General features: G+C 37.4%; 19 protein-coding genes, 2 pseudogenes and 1 other annotated feature. Of the genes and pseudogenes, 5 read left to right on the top strand and 16 right to left on the bottom strand.

Going from position 1 to position 24,642, the window contains the following annotated elements:
- Window positions 1-14: 14 nt before the first annotated feature.
- From L323_RS29835 to L323_RS29825, 3 genes are read left to right on the top strand one after another with little or no spacing between them, the layout of a single operon-like run.
- Window positions 15-782 carry a thiazole synthase gene (locus L323_RS29835; RefSeq protein ID WP_020815324.1) on the top strand — a complete coding sequence of 256 codons (768 nt, stop codon included), beginning with the start codon at window positions 15-17 and terminating at the stop codon, window positions 780-782.
- Window positions 783-784: 2 nt separating this feature from the next.
- Window positions 785-1,933, top strand: a complete 1,149-nt coding sequence (gene thiH, locus L323_RS29830) for a 2-iminoacetate synthase ThiH (RefSeq protein ID WP_020815323.1) — start codon at window positions 785-787, stop codon at window positions 1,931-1,933.
- 16 nt (window positions 1,934-1,949) lie between these two features.
- The gene (locus L323_RS29825) at window positions 1,950-2,597 is read left to right on the top strand and encodes a thiamine phosphate synthase (protein WP_020815322.1); all 648 of its coding nucleotides are present in this window, start codon (window positions 1,950-1,952) and stop codon (window positions 2,595-2,597) included.
- Here L323_RS29825 and L323_RS29820 read toward each other — a convergent pair.
- From L323_RS29820 to L323_RS29800, 5 genes and pseudogenes are all read right to left on the bottom strand, one after another.
- Window positions 2,526-3,497, bottom strand: a complete 972-nt coding sequence (locus tag L323_RS29820) for an HAAS signaling domain-containing protein (RefSeq protein ID WP_020815321.1) — start codon at window positions 3,495-3,497, stop codon at window positions 2,526-2,528. The genes L323_RS29825 and L323_RS29820 overlap by 72 nt on opposite strands.
- A complete protein-coding gene (locus tag L323_RS29815; RefSeq protein ID WP_020815320.1) occupies window positions 3,484-3,840 on the bottom strand; it encodes a PadR family transcriptional regulator in 357 nt (118 codons plus the stop codon). Before L323_RS29815 ends, L323_RS29820 begins: the two co-directional genes overlap by 14 nt.
- 163 nt (window positions 3,841-4,003) lie before the next feature.
- Window positions 4,004-5,908 carry an FtsX-like permease family protein gene (locus L323_RS29810; protein ID WP_020815319.1) on the bottom strand — a complete coding sequence of 635 codons (1,905 nt, stop codon included), beginning with the start codon at window positions 5,906-5,908 and terminating at the stop codon, window positions 4,004-4,006.
- A pseudogene (locus L323_RS29805) lies at window positions 5,898-6,541 on the bottom strand (ABC transporter ATP-binding protein). Before L323_RS29805 ends, L323_RS29810 begins: the two are co-directional and overlap by 11 nt.
- A 206-nt stretch (window positions 6,542-6,747) precedes the next feature.
- Complete coding sequence (locus L323_RS29800) at window positions 6,748-7,533, bottom strand: EFR1 family ferrodoxin (protein WP_020815317.1); 786 nt, start codon at window positions 7,531-7,533, stop codon at window positions 6,748-6,750.
- Window positions 7,534-7,694: 161 nt separating this feature from the next.
- Here L323_RS29800 and L323_RS29795 point away from each other — a divergent pair, with 161 nt between their 5' ends.
- Both L323_RS29795 and L323_RS29790 read left to right on the top strand, forming a co-directional pair.
- Window positions 7,695-9,014, top strand: coding sequence for a nucleotide sugar dehydrogenase (locus L323_RS29795; protein ID WP_020815316.1), 1,320 nt, complete (start codon window positions 7,695-7,697; stop codon window positions 9,012-9,014).
- Between the two features lie 517 nt (window positions 9,015-9,531).
- Complete coding sequence (locus L323_RS29790; protein ID WP_020815315.1) at window positions 9,532-11,394, top strand: CotH kinase family protein; 1,863 nt, start codon at window positions 9,532-9,534, stop codon at window positions 11,392-11,394.
- 246 nt (window positions 11,395-11,640) lie between these two features.
- On the opposite strand, the gene L323_RS29785 is transcribed toward L323_RS29790, so the two are convergent.
- The 11 genes and pseudogenes from L323_RS29785 to L323_RS41345 all read right to left on the bottom strand — a co-directional run.
- Window positions 11,641-12,111, bottom strand: a complete 471-nt coding sequence (locus L323_RS29785) for a GyrI-like domain-containing protein (protein ID WP_020815314.1) — start codon at window positions 12,109-12,111, stop codon at window positions 11,641-11,643.
- Window positions 12,112-12,200: 89 nt separating this feature from the next.
- Window positions 12,201-12,875, bottom strand: coding sequence for a dockerin type I repeat-containing protein (locus tag L323_RS29780; RefSeq protein WP_081665696.1), 675 nt, complete (start codon window positions 12,873-12,875; stop codon window positions 12,201-12,203).
- Between the two features lie 113 nt (window positions 12,876-12,988).
- Entirely contained in the window at window positions 12,989-14,056 is a 1,068-nt protein-coding gene (locus L323_RS29775; protein ID WP_020815312.1) for a hypothetical protein, read from the bottom strand.
- Window positions 14,046-14,921: a ComEC/Rec2 family competence protein gene (locus L323_RS29770; protein WP_020815311.1), complete on the bottom strand. Its 876-nt coding sequence runs from the start codon at window positions 14,919-14,921 to the stop codon at window positions 14,046-14,048. The genes L323_RS29775 and L323_RS29770 overlap by 11 nt, the downstream gene beginning before the upstream one ends.
- Before the next feature lie 140 nt (window positions 14,922-15,061).
- Window positions 15,062-16,486 (bottom strand): cellulase family glycosylhydrolase, encoded by a 1,425-nt coding sequence (locus tag L323_RS29765; RefSeq protein WP_020815310.1) that lies wholly within the window; start codon window positions 16,484-16,486, stop codon window positions 15,062-15,064.
- Between the two features lie 482 nt (window positions 16,487-16,968).
- Window positions 16,969-18,933 (bottom strand): methionine--tRNA ligase, encoded by a 1,965-nt coding sequence (metG, locus tag L323_RS29760; protein WP_020815309.1) that lies wholly within the window; start codon window positions 18,931-18,933, stop codon window positions 16,969-16,971.
- 66 nt (window positions 18,934-18,999) lie between these two features.
- Window positions 19,000-19,246 (bottom strand) — a binding site (T-box leader).
- Between the two features lie 58 nt (window positions 19,247-19,304).
- Entirely contained in the window at window positions 19,305-20,558 is a 1,254-nt protein-coding gene (locus tag L323_RS29755) for an endo-1,4-beta-xylanase (protein ID WP_020815308.1), read from the bottom strand.
- 14 nt (window positions 20,559-20,572) lie between these two features.
- Entirely contained in the window at window positions 20,573-21,706 is a 1,134-nt protein-coding gene (locus L323_RS29750) for a 2-deoxy-scyllo-inosose synthase (RefSeq protein WP_020815307.1), read from the bottom strand.
- On the bottom strand, window positions 21,675-22,709 hold the full coding sequence (locus L323_RS29745; protein WP_020815306.1) for a hypothetical protein: 1,035 nt from the start codon (window positions 22,707-22,709) through the stop codon (window positions 21,675-21,677). Before L323_RS29745 ends, L323_RS29750 begins: the two co-directional genes overlap by 32 nt.
- 252 nt (window positions 22,710-22,961) lie before the next feature.
- Entirely contained in the window at window positions 22,962-24,245 is a 1,284-nt protein-coding gene (locus L323_RS29740; protein WP_020815305.1) for an ABC transporter ATP-binding protein, read from the bottom strand.
- A pseudogene (locus L323_RS41345) lies at window positions 24,224-24,642 on the bottom strand (hypothetical protein); the annotation flags it as partial. The gene L323_RS29740 and the pseudogene L323_RS41345, both read right to left, overlap by 22 nt.

Genomic DNA, 24,642 nt, shown 5'->3' with positions numbered 1-24,642 from the left:
GGTAAATGAATTTTATGAATGATAAGTTAGTTATAGGCGGACATGAATTTGAATCAAGATTTATACTTGGCTCCGGAAAATTTTCTTTAGATATGACCAAGGCGGTTATTGAGAATGGAAATGTCGAAATGGCAACTCTAGCTCTTCGCCGTGCAAATGTTGGCGGTGAAGAAAATATTCTGGACTATATGCCGGAAGGCATAACCCTGCTTCCGAACACCTCAGGAGCCAGAAATGCTAATGAAGCTGTAAGAATAGCACGGCTTGCCAGAGAAATCGGCTGCGGAGATTTTGTAAAGGTCGAGGTGGTAAATGACTCAAGATACCTTATGCCAGACAATTATGAAACCATTAAGGCAACTGAGATTCTGGCAAAGGAGGGCTTCATCGTAATGCCATACATGTATCCCGACCTAAATGCAGCCAGAGCTATGGCGCAAGCCGGTGCAGCAGCAATTATGCCTCTTGCCGCCCCCATAGGAAGCAACAAGGGCCTAAGTACCAAGGACTTTATTCAAATCCTCGTGGATGAGATTAATTTACCGATTATTGTTGATGCAGGAATAGGCCGTCCATCACAGGCCTGTGAAGCAATGGAGATGGGCGTGGCCGCAATTATGTGCAATACTGCAGTTGCAACAGCAGGTGATGTTGCCTTAATGGCAAAAGCCTTTCGACTTGCAATTGAAGCAGGACGTGCTGCTTACCTTTCAGGTCTCGGAAGAGTATTAAGCTACAAGGCGGAAGCATCCAGTCCCTTGACAGGCTTTTTGGAGGATTAGATATGGAAAAAACAAATCACATGGAATATCAAAAAGGCATGGAGGCAATTGATTCCAATATAATGAATCAGGTTCTGAGTCTTACAAGTGAATACGACTATAGCAAATATACCGACAGGGATGTTGAAATAGCTCTGATGAAATCAAGGCTATCCTTAGATGATTATGGAGCCGTGCTTTCTCCTGCCGCCGCACCCTTTCTGGAATATATGGCACATAAAGCTGCAATGGAAACAAAAAAGCATTTTGGTAACTCAGTCAGCATGTTTACACCCCTGTACATAGCCAACTACTGTGAAAATCACTGTGTTTACTGTGGCTTTAATTGTCATAATAAAATTCGTCGTGGAAAGCTTAACCCTGGGGAGTTGGAGGAAGAACTAAAAGAAATCGCATCAACCGGACTGCGGGAGATATTGATTTTAACCGGAGAAGCCCGTAACGCTTCAGGAGTTCAATATATCGGAGATGCCGTAAAGCTTGCTTCTCATTATTTTTCCACTGTGGGACTTGAAATATATCCTCTTAATTCAGATGAATATGCGTTTTTGCATGAATGCGGAGCAGATTTTGTATGTGTATATCAGGAAACATACAATACCGACAAGTACCAACTTGTTCATCCACGGGGACCAAAGAGGATTTTCCCATACAGGTTCAATGCTCAGGAGCGTGCCTTACTTGGAGGTATGAGGGGCGTTGCGTTTGGTTCCTTGCTTGGTTTGGATGATTTCCGCAAAGATGCCTTTGCAGCAGGCCTTCACGCATATTTCATTCAACAAAAATACCCTTATGCAGAGATTTCCTTCTCTGTTCCCCGGTTAAGACCATTTATAAATAATGAACAGAATAATCCAAATGGCGTACATGAAAAACAGCTTTTACAGGTTATGCTTGCCTATAGGCTTTTCATGCCTTTTGCAGGGATTACTATTTCTACAAGGGAAAGAGCGGGGTTTCGTGACAATGTGGCGGGACTGGCAGCCAACAAGATTTCGGCAGGAGTAAGTGTAGGCGTAGGAGGCCATAAAAATGACGAAAAAGGCGACGAACAATTTGAAATCAGCGATAGCAGAAGTGTAGAGCAGGTTCATGAAATGATTTTGTCAAGAGGCTTACAGCCTGTTTATTCAGATTACATCAGAGTCTAAAAGGAGATTAAACTAAATGTTGATTTATGTAACCAACCGAAATTTGTGCAAGGATGATTTTCTGAATAGAATAGCGTGTTTGGCCTCGGGCAAGCCCCATGCCATAATATTGAGAGAAAAGGATTTAAGCCCTGAAGATTATCAAGCTCTTGCGGAAAAAGTCAAAGTTATATGTGACTCCGCAGGAGTTCAGCTTATTATCAATAAATATATCATGGTTGCAAAAAATTTGGGAATATCCTCAGTACATGTTTCTCTGGAGGACTTTAAAAAATACAGGGATGCACTGCAGTCCATTTCCAAAGTAGTGGTTTCGGTACATTCAGCAAAGGAGGCACAAGAGGCATGCAACTCAGGTGCTTCCGCCTTGATAGCCGGGCATATTTACGAAACAGACTGTAAAAAAGGGTTGGCGCCAAGGGGGTTGGATTTTTTTAGGGAGGTTTGCAACTCTGTTTCCATTCCGGTTTTTGGAATCGGAGGTATTACTCAGAACAGAGTAAAAGAGGTAACCGAGGCAGGTGCAAATGGTGTTTGCATAATGAGTGAAGCAATGACCTACCTATCCCCCTCCTCTCTTTCCTCACGGATACTATCTTTTACACTTGAAGACTCCTGCTATACTGTCACAGATTGCTATTACAATAAACACGGCGGCAAATAGCCAAAGGCCTCTCTGCCATATTAATGTCACTTGTGACAAAGTCAGGTTTGTAAGGTTTTCCAGTAATTTCAGGAATTCACCATTAACCATATGCCTATCTCTTACCATAAACAACATGAGAATGGCTGTGGCAATGTTGAAACCCGCATTTGCTGCAGCCAGAGGTATGCTCCAATATGGATAAATTGTCTTCCATACCAGAATACCAAGACTTAAAACCCCTAATAAAACTATTCCGATTATATATGTACTTAACCTGTCGGCATTTAGTATTGGCACAAACTGGCTTCCGTTGAGTGAAACTCCAATAATACCCGGTCGGAAGATAAATACCACTGTAACAATAACTGTAAAAAGCATCTCCGCAGTTGTAGATACCCTTGATATTTTCTTTTTGCCATAGTCAGGTATATCGGGCAAGTCTTTTAAAGTCCATTTTTTCTTTGTAAAGGGACTATGTCCCTCATGCACCCCGCTTCTTTCCATAATTACAAATACCAGGGTAACCCAGAAGGCTCCCTGCAATGCCCCTTCAAAAATTGCAGATATGATGTTTGCTACAACGGTTGCCGGCTTTTGTGCATCAGCAAAATTAAACAGCCACGTAAATATGGCTATACCTCCCAGAGTCAGTGCAGTAATACCTGTTACGAGCTTTAGTAAGGTTATATACTGGTTATAGATACTTGGGCCTATCAGGTATCTTCTTTCGGGGTTATATTCAATCGCAAGTTTTACAGGATTGCCCAATTCCTCAAGGACTTCCTTTATCTGATCATCTGATGCATCCTCCGGCAACATATCCTGAATATTAGACCGAAGCTCCTTGCTTACATCCTCACGGATATTTTCAGGCAGATGCTGTGTAACTGCATATATATAACGGTCAATCATCTCCATAATCCCTTTCCTCCTCCAATAAATTCTCCAAATTCCCGGACAGTGTTCTCCATTCTTCTTTGAGACACTGAAATACTTTTTTCCCTTCTTCACTAATTACATAGAATTTTCTTGGTCTGGCTTCGCTTGTATCCCAAGTACTCACCAAAAGCAGCTGCTTCTCCAACCTGCGCAATAACGGGTAAAGGGTTCCGGCATCAATAGGATTGTTTTTTTGCTCCAGCTTTTGTACAAGTGAATAACCATACTCAGGATTAAATAGTTGGCTGAGTACCGATAGTATCAGAGTTCCTCTCTTTAGTTCCACAACCAGTGAACTTAGGATGTCATCTGTAGATTCCATTTTACCACCTCGATTAATATTATACTGTACGTCATACAATATTGTCAATTCATTATTATTAACTATTTGCAATTAATACGAATTTATACATAAAAACTCCCAAAGGTTAATTAGTTAACCCATGGGAGCTGTAAAACTGAATTTGCACATCTATAAGTCAATCTTATAAAATACCTTTTAGAATACGCTTTAAGAAGGAATTTGTATATGTTTTCACAAAACCTGTCTGAAGTAAAATAATTATAACTGAAATAATGCTGCAGTACCCCACACTAAGCCATCTATAATACCTATTATAGTATTCGCTTGCGAAATAAATATAAAAGATTGCAATAACGGCTCCCGCTAAAACCGGAAGCAAAAACATGAATCCATGGTTTTTATTAGCAAGGTTTCGGAACTCAACTTCACGTATTCCCATTTTATATAAGCTCATGAATTTTCTTTGCTCATCTTCAAATTCTAATTGTAATTTCAAATAAAGAATTATATTTGCAGAAGCCCAAAATAAAAGAAAAACAAAGGTTTCAACAAATATTAAAAACACTGATGATTGTTTTTTAAGATTATATTCACCCAACCTTGAGGACATTTTGTAATACTTAGGTTCAATTGTGGAATTTACTTGATATTGTTTTTGCTTCAGCTTATCTAAAATTTCTCCTGATTTTCTCCATTCTGCAAATTTAAACATCTTTATATTCCCAGCCTCGTAATTACGGGAGGCTTTTTTTATTTGCCGATAATCAGCCTCATTAACTATTAGTGTAAAGTCAGACAGAGCATTATTATCACCAAATAGTATTCTTATATCCTCTCCCGCAGACTTTAAGGCAAGGTCACCGTCATTACAGGGAATATTTACTACAGGCACGGAAAGAAAAGAATGCTCATACCCATCTTGTAAATCATATTGGTATAGCATCAGAAATTTTCCTTTTGCAACATGATAGTCCGTATTGAAAACTTCATTAACCTTTGAAGCTGATAATACATTTAAAGTCCCTCTTAGAACTTCAACTGATTTCTGTTCAGTAACCTTAGTAGCTCCATTTTCAAATATTTTGTTAAGGTCATAATCAGAAATTTTGTTCATACCGTAAATCTCAAGGTATACCATATGATACGGGGTGTATGTAACTGCGCTTTCAAGCATGGAAGGATATGTAACTGTACATAAGCCCATAAAAAAGATTGCAAAAACAAACAGCCATATCATAGTAAAAGTAACTTTTTTCGTTGTATGAAAACGGTATTTCAGATCTCCTAAGAACAGACAATTCCTAATGTAAAAATTTTTAAACCTTTTTTCTATAAACAACAGAATTACTTCGGAATTGCTTAAAATCAAATAGGTGGCCCCACAACAGACCAACATACTTATAAACCACATATTCCCCCGCTGAATATGGTTGTTTGCCGGCATAAGCACTATTGAAATAATCAGAATAACTATTCCAATGCAAAATACAATTCGGGATGACTTACCGCCTTTATCAGCCTTATACCTCTCCTTTATCATATCTATTATTTGCATTTTGAAGGATTGAAGTATACTTATTATTACAGTCAAAATAAATATCACACCGTAAAACAGTATTGTTACTACATATGCTTTCAGGTTTATGCCAAAGGTTACGTTTCTTATACCGACTACGTATATAATAAAACCAAAAAAGCCCATTGAAACCAAAGTTCCTGCAATCAAGCCCGTTACAATGGAAATCAAGGCAATCATTCCGTTTTCAAATAAGATGTTAATAAAAATTTCCTTTTCCGTCATTCCCAAAGTCATGAGTATCCCGTAATCGTTTCTCCGCAGCTTTTGGAACGCATTGTGGGAAAATGGTACAAACAGAACAAGGAATATTGAAATAAAAACGCTTGGAGCGATAACATTGCTGGATACCATACTGATTTCTGATGTTTTGTCCATAAATGACTTATTTGTGAATAATGCAGCAAAGCAATAAAATAGCGCAATGGAAAAGGTATTACAAATAAAATAAAGCAAATACCGTTTATAGTTTGTTCGAAACATCTTTAAGGCTATGGAATTAAAATTCATCTGTATCACCGCCGATTAAAGAAAGTACATCGAGAATTTCCTTAAAAAATTGTTTTCTTGACTCTTTTTTGCAAATCTCTGTTATTATCCTTCCGTCTCGTAAAAGTACTACCCGGTTGCAATAACTTGCAGCAACTGAGTCATGGGTTACCATTAGTACACTGGTTCTGCACTCCTGATTAACCTTATTGAGGTATTGCATAACGTCCTTTGATGACTTTGAATCAAGGTTTCCTGTGGGTTCATCAGCGAGTATTACTGCAGGCTCGTTTACAAGTGCCCTGCATATAGCTGCCCTCTGCTTCTGTCCCCCCGAAATTTCGTATGTATTTTTCCCAAGAATATCCGATATTCCCAATAATTCTGAGAGCTTCTGCAGTTGCGACTCTATCACAGCCGGCTCTTTTTTCTCCAGAATCATGGGCAACATTATGTTTTCTTTCACAGAAAGGCTGTCAATCAGGTTAAAGTCCTGAAAAACCATGCCCATCGTCTCCGGCGCAACAATGCCATCTCTGATTTATTCATATCCATGAATTCCCTGCCATTAAATATCACTGTTCCAACCTCAGCCCTGTCTATGCCACTGATTATATTCAAAAAGGTAGTCTTACCGCTTCCCGACGGCCCCATGATTGCAATCATTTCGCCCTTGCTAATATGCAAGGATACACCGTTGAGAACTGTAATTCCACCTTTGTTTTTTTGTTTATAGGTTTTGGTAATGTTTTGGATCTCCATTATATTCATACGGGCTTTCTCCCTCTCAATCAGGCAGTAAAGATATACATTATTTCCCATATGTTATCATTTTGAAGGTTCTTTCGTCAATGCCGCTTTCATTCTGACATTTCACTTATACTTATGTTTGGATTGGTATACCGTCCTTTTTTTTCGGTGCCTTTTCCAAATTGTATTGCCTTTGTCGGACAAAAATGTATGCATGCCAGACACTGGTTACATTCCTTCCCCCACTTTGGCCTTTTATCTACTTTAATACTTTTGCAGGTACACACCTTTTCACAGATACCGCATCCATTACACTTATCAGTTGCAAAAAAGCTATCGGTTTTAATGGCATACTTGTTAAACATGGGACTTATTACGCCTGTAAACAGCCCGGGTAAAGGGCCCTTTACCACATTGTACATACCTGACTTTTTCCTAGAAACAATTTCGGATATTTTTCCAGTAGTATCTTCTGCTTCAGCAAGCTTTTTTTCTTCCTTCTCTTTTGAATCTACGTTGCCCATAACTATATAGTTGTTTGGCATTATTACGGAAAATCCGGCTGAAAGTTTTATATTTGCTGTATTGAGGCTCTCCTCCATAACCTTTACGGTGTTCCCGACATTACCGCCACAGGTAGCGACACAAAAGGTGTAGTTGTCGTTATAGTTCTTTAATCTGAGCTTACTTATAAAATCAAGAACCATTTTGGGAGGTGCCCATGCGTATACAGGAAATACAAAGCCGATTGTTTCACCATCCTCAAGGTCATATTCAAAGAATTCTGCTCCACTGTTTACAACAGAAGATATGGATACTAATTTTAAGTCATTTTGTTGTGCAATGCTTTTTGCAATATAAAGTGAATTTCCCGTGCCCGAAAACCAAAATATCATATCATCACCCTTTCAACCAATCAACTATGCTTATTATATCTATATTTCAGTCAACGTGTAACATGCCGCAAATTTCCAACATATTATATGTTAACTCATATTCTAACTTTATCACATTATGACCTGAAAGCATATACTTCTAAAATTAAGGATGATTTATCATGAGTTTGTATGAAAATATATTAAACCGCAAAGAAAAGATAGCAGTAATAGGCCTTGGGTACGTAGGATTACCTCTTGCTATAGCATTTTCCAAAAGAGCCTCTGTCATAGGTTACGACATAAGTACCGAGAAAATAGATCTATATAAAAACGGTATAGATCCAACCAAGGAAGTAGGAGATGATGCAATAAAAAATTCTACCGTGGAATTTACGTCGGATGAAGCACGCCTTAAAGAAGCAGGTTTTTATATTATTTCCGTACCCACACCTGTTAAATTGGATCATACTCCCAATCTGAATCCAGTAGAACTGGCAAGCCGCATTGTGGGCAGAAATCTTGCCAAAGGGTCAATTGTTGTATATGAGTCCACTGTGTATCCCGGCGTTACCGAAGAAATCTGTATACCCATACTGGAGAAGGAATCAGGCATGAAATGCGGGGAAGACTTTAAGGTAGGATATTCTCCCGAAAGAATCAATCCGGGCGACAAGCAGCACAGGCTTGAAAATATAATAAAAGTTGTATCTGGTATAGATGCTGATTCCCTTGATACAATCGCAAAGGTATATGCAATGGTTATAAAGGCAGGAGTATATCCTGCTGAATCAATCAAAGTCGCAGAGGCAGCAAAGGTTATCGAAAACTCCCAGCGAGATATTAATATAGCATTTATGAACGAAATTGCAATGGTTTTTAATAAAATGAACATTGATACCAAGTCGGTACTTGAAGCGGCCGGAACAAAGTGGAATTTTCTGAAGTTTTCCCCCGGATTGGTTGGAGGGCACTGCATAGGTGTTGACCCGTATTACCTTACCTATAAGGCCGAGCAATTGGGGTATCATTCTCAAATTATCCTGTCCGGCAGAAGAATTAATGATGTTATGGGGAAATACATTGTTGAGAATCTTATAAAAAACATGATTACGGCCGACTTATCGGTTAAAAACTCTAAAATTGCAATACTTGGCTTTACTTTTAAAGAAAATTGTCCTGATACCCGTAATACACGGGTTATAGATATAGTGGAAAGCCTGAGTGAGTACGGTATTGTGCCCGTTGTTTCTGACCCCGAAGCTGATGCTTTGGAAGCGAAGCAGGAGTATGGTATTGATTTGACACCTATTGAAGACATCAGAGATATGGATGCAGTAGTATTGGCCGTTAGCCATAATTCGTTTTTGAAGTTATCAAAAGCCGATTTTGATAAGATGTTTAAGGCTGATACAAAAGAAAGCAAAGTCATCATTGACGTTAAAGGTGCATTAAACAAAGATGAATTCATTAATCCTGAGTACATTTATTGGAGCCTGTAAATGTGTAACCGGCAAAGGGGTGTTGCACCATTCATGTCATATAACAAACATTTTATGCTATATTGGTATATTTATGTAATATCTGTTTGAAAGTGGATGAGATGTAGAGTATAATTGTAATCGTATTAAAATATTTTTTTAAAAGTATTTTTATAAGCTGTACTGAACCTTGAAAAATCAATATTTTAAAAGAAATATATACTGTTCACGGCCTGGTTGACGTCAAAAAAATTGTATTTTCAGCAAATCTTATAAATATATTTCAAGCATTTTATTGTGTTTTCATAATTCATTTATAATCAAATCATTCCTAATACCCCCTAAAAATTCTATTTCCCTCATAAAATTTCAATAATCCTGCTGAAATCTTTTTTAGACTTACCAAGGCTTTTATTGTTGCACCTACTTATGTTATATGCAAACTACTTAAAGTAGACTCTACAGAGTTATTTAAGCGGTTTCTTAAAATAACCGCTGATTTTAATGTTTACCCAAATTATTTATAGGAGGTATTTTTATGAAAAAAAGTCGTTTGCTAATTTTGTCAGCATTCTTTGCTCTCTTTACTGTACTATTACCTATGACAAATATTAGCGCAGCTACAGTGTACGGAGATCTGAATTCGGACAGTTCAATAGATTCTATAGACTATTCCATTATGAAGGGTTACCTTTTCGGCAGTATAACTATAAGTAATCCTACAGCAGCCGATGTAAATGGAGACGGCAACATAGATGCTATTGATTTATCATTAATGAAACAATATATTCTGCACATTATTACTAAGTTTCCGGCAGATAATAATACAACTCCCGGAGATAATACTCCTGCGGCTCAATTGATCGGGGATATCGTTTTCTCTGTGCCAAGCTGTACTTTCAGCAACCAGGTCTCAGTGTCTTTGAGCTCAAAAGTTGCTAACTCTCAAATTCGTTATACAACCGACGGAAGTGTTCCTACCGCAAGTTCTCCTTTATATAGCAGTCCTTTGTCGTTTACAAAGACAACACAGTTGAGAGCCCAATCCTTTGTAAACGGAGCTGTAAGCGGTAATATGGGTACTGCAATCTATGTTGCAAGTGCTATAAATGCCAAGCATGATCTCCCCGTATTGATTCTGGATGCCTACGGTGGAGGAAAACCTGCTCGTGACTACAAAGACGTTGCAGTTATGCTGATGGAGCCACAGAACAACGAAGCTTCATTATTACAAACGCCTACAGTTGCCACTCGCGCAGGTTTTCATGTACGTGGTCAGTCTTCCGCTAATTACGAAAAGACTCCTTATCGTCTTGAATTGTGGGATAACAAAAATGAGGATGCCAAGTATCCTCTGCTGGGTATGCCGGGAGACGGCGACTGGGCATTACTCTCACCTTTCCCCGATAAATCTCTTATAAGAAATGCTCTTGCTTATGAATTAGGAGCCAGTATGGGATTAAAAGCACCAAGGTACAAATTTGTTGAAGTATACCTGAATCTTGATAATCAACCATTATCCTCTGCAGACTACCAAGGTGTGTATTTGCTAACAGAAACACTGGAAATAGACAAGGACCGTGTCAATATCAAAAAGCTCAAGGACGATGATCTTACAGAACCAAATATTACTGGAGGTTACCTGATGCAGTTCAACATGATGGCAACTGACGGACCATTGGTGAAAGGATCCGGCTGGAACGATCTTGAGATAACAGATCCAGATGATTTGTTACCTGAACAATTGACTTGGATAAGTAACTACATTCAAAAGGTGCATAATTCTATCCACAGTACAAATCCTTCTGACCCAACCAGCGGATATCCTGCTTATATCGACGTTGATTCCTTCATAAATTACATTATAGGTAATGAGATTGCCCGTGAAGGCGACTCATACATGCGTAGCACCTACATATATAAGGACCGTGGTGCAAAGCTTGCCGCCGGGCCTCTTTGGGACTATGATCTGGCCTACAATTGTGTAACAGGTATGATGGGTTCAACAAACTACGTAGAAGGCTGGCAGTTTCAACCAATGTTTGGTATGAATTCCACATGCGACTGGTACTACACGCTTATGCAGGATCCTGCTTTCCAAAGCAAGATCAGCGCGCGCTGGCAGGAATTACGCAGCGGACCTCTTTCTGATACACAGCTAAAAGCACTGGTTCAAAAGCTGACATTACCTTTAACAAACGGTGCTAAACGCAACTTCCAGAAGTGGAATAACTTGGGTACTACTACTGTAGGTGGTTTCAGTACACAAACAACCCAGACCTGGGAAGAACAAATAACAATTATACAGAACTTTCTGCTCCAAAGGGCTGCCTGGTTGGATAAATCCGGATGGAAACCAACTACAAACACTAATCCCGGATGGCCCGGGTGGGGTGGCTGATTCAGAAGCAATGCAGCCATATAATATCCTCCTCTTGGGCGAGATAGTACAAACATTCTAAGCCAAAAGCGGGGAGGTACCTTTCAAAGAAAACTGTAGTACTACTTTGAGTAGCAATTTGGCATATATATTAAAAGGCATCAATCAGCAATTATTTCTGATTGATGCCTTTTTTTATCTCCGTTATTTTCTCTTAAATTACCTGCAATTAACAATTTCAAATATTACACATATAAAAATTTTAAATTAAAGAATATTTGGATTTATTCCTATGTAGACGTCGATAATCATATCATCGAGGGTCAGTCCGGGCATAGGTTCATTGATAAGAACGTTGTACCCTACTGTTATCTGCTGCAAATTATTTTCCTGGATAAATAAAAGCATTTCATTGTACGTCTTCTGCAAATCAGCCGGATTGCCTTTGTGCCTTGCATAAACTGCATTTGTTACTCGAAATAAAGGTTTGAATACATAGTCACCCGATAGTTCCAAAACCTTATCCATAGGTACAAGTATTTCCATGTCCAATATAGGTTCTTTGTTTTTTGTATCAATTGAAAAAGTTACCGTAACTATGGGCCCAGCCTGAGTTGCACCATTACTTTGAAGAAACTCTCCTATTTTCTCCATTTCGTCGTCTAATTGTCTCTGAGTCATCTTTTTTCTGAGAGACAGAACATTTTCCATTATAAATTCTTTACCTGATTCTACCATGCGTTTACATATTCCCCTATCTATGTATAATATTTGCAAACATCTGCAATCTATATTATATATCATTATGCATTTGCTTACTATAGCTTTTAGTATATCAAATCTATATAACCGTTAAGCCAATCCACCAAAGTCTGAGTGTATGGTGAAAGATTTTCCTGATCAATATCGCCGTATTCCTTCAAAAATACACTCTGAAAATATCCATTCTTTACGATATTCCCCCCATAAACATGTAACCCCATATCGCAAGCGGCATTCCGAGGGTTTGATATTGTGCCTTGCGATGCCAAATATAAATCCATATACATTGCCTCAAGCTCAAATCTTGGTACTTTTACCGTCGAGGGGTCGACTTTTGGTGTTACGTTTCCGCTGGTGTAAATATTTCCTTGATTATCTATACTTAATCTCATACTTGTATAAATCCATGCACCATTTGTATAGCTATATTGAAACACTGTTTGCGGCATGTTATTTATTATGTCTGCTGCAGGTAGTGATGCCAGCGAGCCTGATATAAACCTGGTCAGCAGGTCAGCATCTTGTTGGTTAATATATCCGTCATCATTAACATCCATTGTATAGTCTGCCATATCATACGGAAACGCCGATATGTAACCGGCTATGTATTGATTCAGTATAGCCAAGTCAGTCATATTGACAGTTCCATCCCCATTTGCATCACCAATAACTAAACCACTTCCCTGAGCCGCTGCAGGGAATGTCCCACAGGTAATCAACAAAGCCAATACCAGAGTCATAGCAAAAACCACTTTACTTTTCTAAAACTGTTCATTTTTAGCCCTCCTTAAAATTAAAGTAATATACACTATTTACTAATCTTACCATTTTAAAGAGGTGTAGTAAATATATCCTACAGTTCGAATAGTTTCAAACCGTGTCTTAAATAGTAATTTAAGGCATCGTAGCTATTCTTATGGTCATTCAGATAATTCCCAAAGGATTGAATCATCTGGTTTAATCCAACTTGATAATTATTATACTTCATGGCAATCTTTCTGTTGCTTTCGATATTTTGATCAATCTCAAACCCCACCATTTTCATATATCCGCAAAGACTCCTGGAGAATATAGGAAAGTACTTATTATTTATGGTATTAAGCAAAGTTGACAATGCCACCTCTCCGACACCGTCGTAATCCATCAGTCTAGAATAAACTGTCACCAAATCAACCTCTTCATTATCTTCACCATTTTCACGGTATGACTTAATCTGCCCCAGAAGCTGTCTGAATTCATTGTATTCTCTTAAAAGGATTTCCCTTGCTTCTCCATCCTCTTCCCTGAGTGAATTCCATCTGAATCTTCTGTCAATATTAAAGTTTGGAATTACAGCTTTAATTGCTGCATCAAACCCGCTGACACTTTCTCCGTTCAGCCCCTCCATGTTTAAAAAAGTATCCAGATTTTTTTTATTGCTGTTCTTTTTCGCAACCCACTCCCTGTATGAATTAACATCACCAACAATTTCTCCGGTAATGTACACCTTTAACAAGCTTTTTTTCAAGTTTTCAAGTTTTCCCAATAGCCTCTTGCTTTTCTCATAACTGTCTGCAACTAGCTTTGTAATATTATGGTTTATTGATAAATTTACATACCAAGGGATGGACGAATCAAGTGACAAATTATCATAGAATTCGGAATTTTTCTCGGGATCAATGATTATAGAATACTCATCGAGTTTGGTTGTAAGCTCTATATCGTAGTAGTAATTCTCAAATAAAACCTTATTTATTTCTTTTCCCATATTCAAAGAGAAGCTTATTATCTGAGAATTAAGGAGCCTTTCAACAGTAAAATTTTCAGAGGTTAAAGCATCTCCTCCTTGATTTATATAATACTCGAAGTAATATGTTCTATTAACCGCAGCATCCAAATATCCAAGTATTCTAACACTATCACTAATACGCTCAGGGCACATAAGTTACACTCCCTCCATCAATCTTGAACTTTAACTTAATATCTTGTATTGTACGGCTTTTACCTGTAAAATTTATCTCTTCGCCAAAGGCCTTTAGTTTTGTATTTATCTCATTTATTTTATTTACACTTGGTGGCTCATTGTTGTCCGGGTCAAACGTCCACGAATCCTTGCAGGAACATACCGCTTTTTTAAAATCATCGCCTAAAATTGCATCTACAAATGTACTGCTGGAAGCAGTTTCACTGGCATGATGCCCTATTTTCCAAAAGATAGTCTTTTTTAAATCAATTCCGTTCTTTTTACACTGCTCAAGAATCAGTTGTTCATTTTTACTTGTAGCATCTCCCATGAACAGCAAATGAAAGCTGTCAATCAATATATCTATTACTATTGAGTTTGCATTTAAATCAATATTGTTGTATTCATGGACACCGCATGTAATGGGATACAGTATGTTTACATAATTAGCAAATATGCTATGCATCCTTTCAATTACATCTTCATCAAGCTGTTCACAATGAATCATCCTTCGCTTATGTACAGAAATGTCCTTTAATTTATTAATTTTTTTTAGATTGCTGGGACTTATTTTTGTTTCGGCAGGAGCCCAATAATAGATCCCCTTTATTTTAAGTTTCTCATTATCAAACAACTGATTTATCCCGCCGATATGGTCTCCATGAGAATGTGTCAGAAAGACATAATCAATATTCTTACCATCATTGAGCAGTTTAGCAGCTACTTTTGAAAAAGCTCCACTGTGGCCTGTGTCAATCAGTATTTGTAAACTGTTTGGGAGCTTGACATATATACAATCTCCGAAGCCAACACCATAGCATATTATTTCGACCTCTTTGCACATTTTCCGACCCTGCTTTCATTTTTATAATATATTTATATAAAATTTACCATATTATAATATAATTTTCAATTAATGAAAAAAGTATCATCCAGAAGGCTATAATCGCCGTTCTGAATGATACTTTTTTTAGAAACTATTGTTTAGTTGCTTGGAAGCTTACTTACCATACCAAGCAGGAATTTTTTCAAAATTGCAAGGTCAAAAGCATTTACTTCATTGTCGAGATTAACATCCAAATTTTTAACATAAGCATGGTCAGCAGCCATAATATATTTCTTTAAGCCTGCAAAATCAAGTGCATCAACACTTCCATCGTTGTTATAATCTCCGTATACAATTACTGGGTCAGGATCAGTCTGCGCTTCGAAAGCATATTTCACCATTCCATCTATAATTTCGGGGAACTTGAACTGACAGCTTCTTCTATCAAAGAAACCAAATAATTCACCAGTACCTGAGAAGTTATTGTTATCCCACAATACGCATAATATACCACGTGCTTTAGCTTGTGCAACATAATAGGACATATATTCTACTCTTGTCTTCAGATTGTTCTTATCTACTGCTCCACATTCACCGATTATTGCAGGAATACCCCTGCTTGTATACTTATTGTAAATATTATCCATAAACCAAGTAACTTCGCTTTGATCTTTTGAATCATTTATATTCCAAGCATTTGTACCTCCATCAGCCATTGCCAACCCTGCAAAACCCCAAGGTACGTATGCATGTACAGATACGATTATTTTATTATTATTACCTGAATCATTTGGCATTCTGAAGTAATCGTTTGTTGCTCCGTCAGGAGATGCAACATATCCTGGACACATAAGATATCTACTTGCATTTTTTCCACCTGCTGCACGTACTGTATTAACAAAATCCTGATTGAGTTGATTAATACAATTAATAGAATCAATAACATCTGAATTTGTCAGATCAGGCCACCACTCATTAGCATGTCCTACAAGACGAGGCTCGTTCATTCCTTCAAAAATAAGATGCTCATCATAGTTTGCAAACTTAGCAGCAATCTGTGCCCAGACACTAGTTATATATTTCTTAGAGCTTGTCATATATTGACTGCTTGGGAAATAACCTTTTACTTTGTCAACGTCATGATGTATGTTTAAAATGACATACATTTTATTATCTATACAATAATTTACTACTTCTTGAACACGATTCATCCACGCATCACTGATTTTGTAATCTGAACCACTTACGTGTGGATGCCAGGATACAGGAATACGAACAGTATTGAATCCTTTTTGCTTTATTGTATCAATCATCTGCTTAGTTGTTTTGATACCGCTCCATGATGTTTCATAATCCAATTCATTAGTAATATTTGTACCGTTAAAAGCATCAAATGTATTACCCAGATTCCATCCAAGTCTTAAACCTTTTACAAAATTCATTGCATCATTATTCGGAATGTTCTTTTGTTGAATCTGAAGATTCGGAATAAGTGAAGCATCATACGCATTAGCATTTTGCATTGGCAATAATGCTGTAAAAATAATTAGAAAACATAATAAAAAAGCTATTGTTTTTTTCATTAAATTTGACCCCCTCGATTATTATTGGTAGTAGTTTCTTCTTCTGATTTGTCTTTTGTAATACAAGTCAACTTCGGAATAACAATGTGACTACTTTGAGCTTGAGTTAAGAGTATATTTTAAGGTGCTATATTTGATTAAGGTATGTATAACATACGAATTGACGTTAAGAGCAACGTTCCGGGAATTGAATTAAGCCTAAAGACGGGAAATATGAAAGTGTATATATAAATTCCATAAGGTGCTGTATTATCTTACCTCATACAAACTACTTTTCTCCCCCCTTTCAAAATACCGTTATTCCAAAGATTACTTCAAAAATTACTTTAATCGTCAAAGTAAAAAACTGTAGAAAATTACAATAAATTACTGTTCATATTATACTTTAATAATACCCACTATTCAATTAATTTTTTATTTATACACATAAAAAGGAATGTACCAATGGCCCGGTACATCCCTCTTTTTTTAAATATAAAGTGTTATCTTATTTCCGCACCTGATGGCATTGGCTTTTCAGGTACCATAAGTGCAAGTTCTCCATTTTCATCCTCTGCACATAGTAGCATACCCTCGGACAAAACTCCCGCCAGCTTAACAGGCTTGAGATTTACCAGTACCATTACCTTTTTACCAACCATCTGTTCCGGCGTATAATGTTTCTTTATACCTGAAACTATCTGCCTTATCTGTCCACCTACTTTTACCTGTGAGCACAATAACTTCTTGGATTTTGGAACCTCTGCACATTCCACTATTTCGCCTACCTGAAATTGCATTTTTGTAAAATCATCATAGGTAATTTTTTCCTTTGCATCAATGTCTATGACATTTTCCTTCTTCTCTTCCGCAACAGGTGCAGGAGTTGTTTCAGGTTCATCTTTCTGCCCTGCTTTTTCCAGTAAATCCTTTATATCCAATCTTAAAAATAGGATTTCAGGTGTTTCAGTAACTTTTGTTCCTGATTTGTATTGTCCGTAAACCGTCATATCCTCTAAAGGTCTGATGGAAGTATTTATCTGGTCAACTATCTTTTTTGCAGTTTCAGGCATAAATGCTTCCAATAAGCTTGCTCCGGTCACAATGCTTTCTACCAGATTATACAATACTGTTTCCAGCCTTGTCCTTTTATCTTCGTCCTTAGCAAGTATCCAAGGCATTGTTTCATCAATGTATTTATTACAGCGTTTAAACAATGAAAATATCTCTGAAAGTGCATCTGCTACTCTCAATTTATCCATTTTTTCAACTACTGTTTTAGGTGTTTTCAAGGTTAATTCAATGAGTTCATTGTCGATCTCTTCCCTCACATTTGAATTATTTACAACACCTGAAAAATACTTGTTGCTCATAGCGATTACACGGTTAACCAGATTGCCAAGTACATTGGCCAAGTCTGAATTTATACGTTCAGTAACCAATTCCCAGGAAATCACACCATCATTATCAAAAGGCATATCATGAAGAACGTAGTATCTGACTGCATCTACTCCGAAAATGTCAACCAGTTCATCTGCATATATTACATTTCCCTTTGACTTACTCATCTTGCCACTGCCCATCATCAGCCAAGGATGGCCAAATACCTGTTTGGGAAGGGGAATATCCATAGCCATAAGCATAATAGGCCAATAGATTGTATGGAACCTTAAAATATCCTTACCTATCAGGTGCAAATCAGCAGGCCAGTATTTATTAAATAATTCATCATTATTTCCGTCAACATCAAAGCCCAAGCCTGTAATATAATTGCTCAGTGCATCAAGCCACACATATACAACATGCTTGTCATCAAAGTCTACAGGAATTCCCCATTTGAAGGAGGTTCTTGAAACACATAAGTCCTGTAGTCCCGGCAGTAAAAAGTTGTTCATCATTTCATTTTTTCTGGACTCCGGCTGAATAAATTCAGGATGTTCATTAATATGTTGAATCAAACGATCCGCATATTTACTAAGCTTCAGGAAGTAAGCCTCCTCTTTTGCAGGATGACATTCCCTTCCGCAATCCGGGCATTTGCCGTCTACTAACTGTGAAGCTGTAAAAAATGCTTCACATGGAGTACAGTACATTCCTTCATAGTGTCCTTTATAAATATCTCCCTGTTCATAGAGCTTCTTGAAGATTTTTTGTACTTGCTTTTCGTGATATTCGTCGGTTGTACGTATGAATTTATCATATGTTGTATTCATTAAATCACAGATACGCTTTATTTCTACAGCAAAGTTATCAACGTATTCCTTGGGGCTGATACCGGCTTCCTTGGCTTTCAGCTCTATTTTCTGACCATGCTCATCAGTCCCGGTCTGAAAACGTACATCGTACCCCTGCATTCTTTTAAATCTTGCAAAACTATCAGCCAATACTATTTCAAAAGTATTACCTATGTGAGGTTTACTGGATGTGTATGCAATAGCCGTAGTCAAATAATAAGGTTTTTTTGACATTTTTACTCCTCCTGATTTACTATCAATCTTTTTTTAAAATAAAAAACGCCTTTAAATAAATAATTATTTAAAGACGAGAAAACTCGTGTTACCACTTTAATTTACTTTTTGCCTCACGGCAAAAGCCTTAACAACTGCAATAATACAGTATGCACTATAACGGGTGTTCCCGTCGATACCTAAAGCCGAAATATCAGCCCTCAGTACGAAGCTCCGAGTCCATCTTCAACAATTTCACGACTCCCCTGTTCTCAGCACTCCCAAGGTTCTCTGTAATCGTTACGTTGTCTACTCTTCTCTTCATAGCATGTAAACATTATTAATATTAGTCTAAAACTAACCTGTTTAGTTGTCAAGGGGATTAGTTTGAGTTATTTTAAAGGCACTGTAATTTCTTTTCTTTCTTCCTCTCTATCCAGTTTGAACTTGCCTTTCATTCCAACCGCTGCTGCTTCATAGTCTCCAAAGAAGCCTGAAACAGTTACTTCGCCATTTTCATCCGTAACTTTATTCACTGTCTCCGTCCACCATTGTTTCTTGATAAGTTTATACAACTCCTCATATATCGGTTTGAGCCTATTGTCCTGTGTCACAAAACCAGTAGGTGCACCAAGCCATTGTCCGTCCACAAAGTCCCACCAAGTTATTGATTCTACTAGGGGATGAGAAAATAGAGTCTTATAATGCAAGACTGCCTCTCTTGCCTGACGTTCTTCTCCTTCCGTAGTGGATGGCCAGTTATCAATAACATAATCATTGAAATCCACAATCCCGTGAGGCATGGTATGCCCTGATACCAACGTGGACTCGGTAAAATGAATTGGGAGCATAAAACGGGAAAATCTCTCCAGAACCTCCAATGTTCTTTCAACTCCCCAGTAGCCCTGATGCATATGTGATTGAATTCCTATGGCATCAATAGGGACTCCTGCTTCAAGGCAGCCCTCAATTAATATTTCATATGCATCAATGCTGGTATAAATAAAATCATTAATTAGCAGCAAAGCACCGGGGTCCGATTCCCTTGCGGCAGAAAACGTCTCCTGTACAACACGAATCCGTCCCATATTTTTGCAAATTTTTGTTATTCCGTTATCATATTTACTGAATATTGGCATAATAACCGCTTCATTAACTACATCCCAGATATCGATTAATCCTGTAAAATCTCTCATTTCACGCCTGATACGGTCAAGCTGTAATTCAAGGATTTTAGCATTTGTCATATCAAGAAGCCACGACGGGGCCAACGTGTGCCAGCACAAGGGATGTCCTTTTATTGTACAACCGTTTGTTTTAAACCATTGGGCGGTTTTCTTCAATCTGTCGGTATCCGGCTGGCCTTTTACATTTTCAAAGTTACTCCAATAAAATGGCAGTGTTACATAATTAAACAAGTCAAAAAAATTTTCAAATATCCACTTGGCTTTTTCATTCTCCTCCTGGTTAAGCTCGTTGTTGGCAAATGGTATGGAACTGAATTCGGCACAACCAAAAAGAAATTGGTGCTTTGTCTGTCCGACTGAAACCTCTGTATTTGCTATGGGCTTTCCATCCTGACCAATCAACTTCAATTTTCTCGAACCCATACGATGTTCATATTTTTTATAGTATTCGATATTCATACATTTTTTCCTTTCTATTCCCGGTACATTCTGTTTATTGCTTGTCTAACCAATTCCATAGGAACAGCCGTAAGTAGGCTGTCGTTAAAGGTTTTACCAATGGTGTCCAGAAGTACCATATAAACGGTGCCTTCCTCAACAGGCGTATATCCCCTTTTGTTGTCATATTTCAATATGGACACGATAGTGTCAGGATTTATATTTTCGGCTATCACAGTCGGAGCTCCCGCCTTTTCCAAAAGCGTTCTGTGTATTTTAACATCCTTTTCAGATAAATGTCCCAGCATATGGGATATCTCCGCTGCACACAGCATCCCCAATCCTATCGCTTCCCCATGAGTTATGGCTCCTGCATCAGCCAGCTCTATGGCATGTCCGATTGTATGTCCGTATTCCAGTATCAATGCACCTTTTTTTTCAAAGGCATCGTTTTTCATAACCTGTGTTTTCGCTTTTATGGACATTTCAATAAAATAACGGTAATTATCCCATGTATATCTGCAATCATCATTAAGCATACCTGTCAGTGGTTCTATGCTTTCAGGCAAAATAGTAAGTGCATTTTTAATCGTTTCACACAAGCCAGATATAATCTCTTTTTTAGGTAATGATTTTAAGAATTGAGTGCTTGTTATAACCATTTCAGGAGTATGGAATACCCCTATAAGATTTTTACCATACTCTGAATTAATGGCTTGTTTCAATGACAGCACAGAGTCTGAAATGGCCATAAGGGACGTTGGTATATGTATAAACTTTATTCCCCGAAACAATAGTGCAGCAACCATTCCAGCCATATTCCCGCATATACCTCCCCCAAGCCCTATAATACATGTACGTCTGGTTGCTTTTAATGAAATAACCTTTTCTATTAATTCCTGTAAAACCGTCAGGTTCTTGCTCTTTTCAGTACAGTCAAATATAATCAACTCACATCTGTAGTTTTTCCGTATCCGGTTTACAATACTTCGTCCATATATTCTCCCAATATTTTCGTCACTTAAGATTACAAAGGAATCAATATCATCTAAATCGAACAGTCTCTCCGTGAAATTCTCAAAATCGTTATATAAGTGGTATTTAAAGGATTTGTCTCCGAACTTAATATCATATGTCCTACATGAATTTTCCCCATATTCTTTGTACATCATTTCCCTCCTTATTATTTGCACTTATGCTGTCCAAGCTGTCAAACAGGCTTTTATAAAGCTTGTTTTCCATCTCATATATGCGGCAAAGCTTAGAATAATATTTTTTCTTGTCACGTACCCCGCCTCTGAGTTGGTCTCTATATGTTAAATCCCTCATAACAGCCCATGCCTTATAAATTTCCACCATTTCGGGTATATATCTGCTCTTTTCACCCAGTATGTTTTTAAATTTAAACAAATTTGAAGCAGAAGCTACTTTATTAGTGAAACATGCTGTCTCACTCATATCAAATTGCTCAATATTATCTGCCAGTGTATGTATGCTTTTCAAGCCATTAAATATCATTTCTCTGTTTGCCAGAAGATTATTTATCATAGTATTTTTATATAAGTGAGGGTCATCATTTATTTTAATTTCGGGTTTAACTTTGGATATCAGCCTTATTGTTGGCAAGCCTCCCTGTACGTAATTAACAACTCCTTCATGACATTTTTTAATATCCTGAAAGCTTATTTCATGTTTGTAGAAGCACCTTTCCGAATCAGATTCCAGCCCATTGGCTTCTACTGTCAGAAATACATTCCTTTCAGAATCAAATCCGTAAATCAACATACTTTGATAGTGATGATGCTTGAGATAAAACAGGTCATGGTAAGGATGCTTGTAATAGAACCCGTCAACGGGAATAATGATTAGCTTTTGGTTAAGTAATGCCTCTTTTAGTATATCTACAATATTATCGTAGTACTCAAATTTGCTTTCTGTAAGTATTCCGTTATATTGCTCCAATTCACTGAAGGGTCGAACGTGATTATTTTGGATTATCAGGGACAAGCCGTCATGTGTTTCCTCAAGATTATATGCAAAATAATCATTGGATATGTAGCTGAAAATACTTCCATTGAAAGCCTTAATTGCTGTAAAAAGAGCTAAGAAAAAGCAATCGACATAATACACCGTGTTAAAAGGAGAAACATTTTTTATTTCGTAATGTTTCATTTGTATTTGACCTCCTTGAGTATGGTATAAGGCGGGCTTTTTTACACTTTTATAGTAATATAAGCCGGGCGTTAATACCACTATGTGTATATATAGGGATTTTGAGTGGAATATATAATCCGCTACAAATATTTATAGTTTATCCACCGTCAATTTTTCCAATTGTCAGTGTGCAAATAAAAAGAGTATCGCTCCTACCAAAACAGTAGTTTTACGACACTCTTTTATGACAATCTTTATAGAATATACCTCTTACACGGCTACCTTCTGCTCGTCAATTAATTGCTTGTACAGTCCATTATTATTCAGCAGTGCACCATGGTCTCCCATCTCAGCAATACATCCGTCCTTGACTACAATAATTTCATCAGCATCCTTTATTGTTGATAATCTGTGTGCTACTACAAACATTATGCTGCCTTTGTCAAACACAATATCATTTATATTCTGCTGCAAAATTTCTTCTGTTGAAATATCTATGGCTGAAGTTGCTTCATCCAGCATATAAATATCAACATCCTTTGTAAACAATCTGGCCAATGCAAGCCTTTGTCTTTCTCCACCTGACAGGGTAATACCTCTGTCCCCTATTTCAGTGGACAAGCCCTGCTCCTGCCTTTTGATAAAATCAGAAAATCGGACTTTTTTGCATACTTCCATGATTTTTTCGTCTGATGCGTCATATCCAAATAGAATATTATTTCTAATTGTATCTGCGAACAAAAAGGTGTCCTGAAAGCAAATTGCTGCCTTTTTCCCAATCCATTCATCACGGTCGATTTTGTTTAAATCCATACCGTTGATTTTTATAGTTCCCCCGGTGGGTTTGATAATAGAAAGCAGCAGCTTGATGATTGTGGATTTACCACCACCGCTTGGCCCTACTATCGCTATTTTCTTTCTCCCTTCAATCTTAAAGCTAACATCCTTGAGAACCTCTTCTTTTGAATTATCGTCGTATTTAAAGCTGACGTTACAAAACTCTATGGTTTTAATCTTACCTATATTTGTACGTGATTCCGGTTTCTCTGTTTCATAAGTAAGTTTTTGAACCCTTGATATTTTTGCAACAATTTTTGATAGATCCGTCGCTTCATTATATACTACCTCCGCAGAGTTGAGGAAAAGGTCGCAATATCTGTAAATTGCCACATATACGGCAATGCTCATACTGTTATTTATAACAAGATATCCGCCGTATAGCAGGAAAAACACCATCAGGGTCCATTTAATTATATTTGTAGTCAGGAACTGCAGATTCTCCATGTTTTTTAATTTCTTGGCCTTAATATAATACCTGTCAAATACTCTTATTCTTCTGTCCTTTTCCCATTTTGCACGGTTGTATGCCAACACCTCTCTGGTAGCAGCAACCCCCTCTTCAGTAACTTTATGAATTAAAGTCACATCTTTAAAGTAGTCATCCATTGCCACCAGGAATTTCTCTGTAAATATTTTACCGATAAAGAGATACAGCCCACCCAGTACAATAGTTATCAGTAATATGTATATACTTATTCTTCCAAGTAAAAACATGAGAACCAGCATTTGAACAACAAAACTGATACTCTGGGTTTTTGCTTTATGCCTGAACCGATAGCCTGTATGTCTTGTGTAAGCACATCAACATATGTAGCATTTGTGGTTTCTTTAAGTTTTCCTAGAGGCATGGTGTATACAGCCGATAAAACCAATTTGGTCAAATGATCTACAAGTGGGATTTGTAACAGCTTGAGTCCGAAATATTCCAATATTGAAGGAAAAATACCTTTTGCAATCAATATTCCTGACAAGCCTAAAGCTAACACTACCGTTGTTTGCAGTTGATTATCCAGAACGCTGTTAATAATGGATTGCAGTACAAAAACTTCACTTAAAGTGATAAAAGCAAATGCCAAAGATAGAAGAATAATAAAAGCTATCTTTATTTTTT

The organism is Ruminiclostridium papyrosolvens C7 (genome assembly GCF_000421965.1).
In the GTDB taxonomy this organism is placed as follows: Bacteria; Bacillota; Clostridia; order Acetivibrionales; family DSM-1351; genus Ruminiclostridium; species Ruminiclostridium papyrosolvens_A.
The sequence above is the reverse complement of the archived record's forward strand: the minus strand, read 5'-3'. Positions and strand labels throughout refer to the sequence as shown.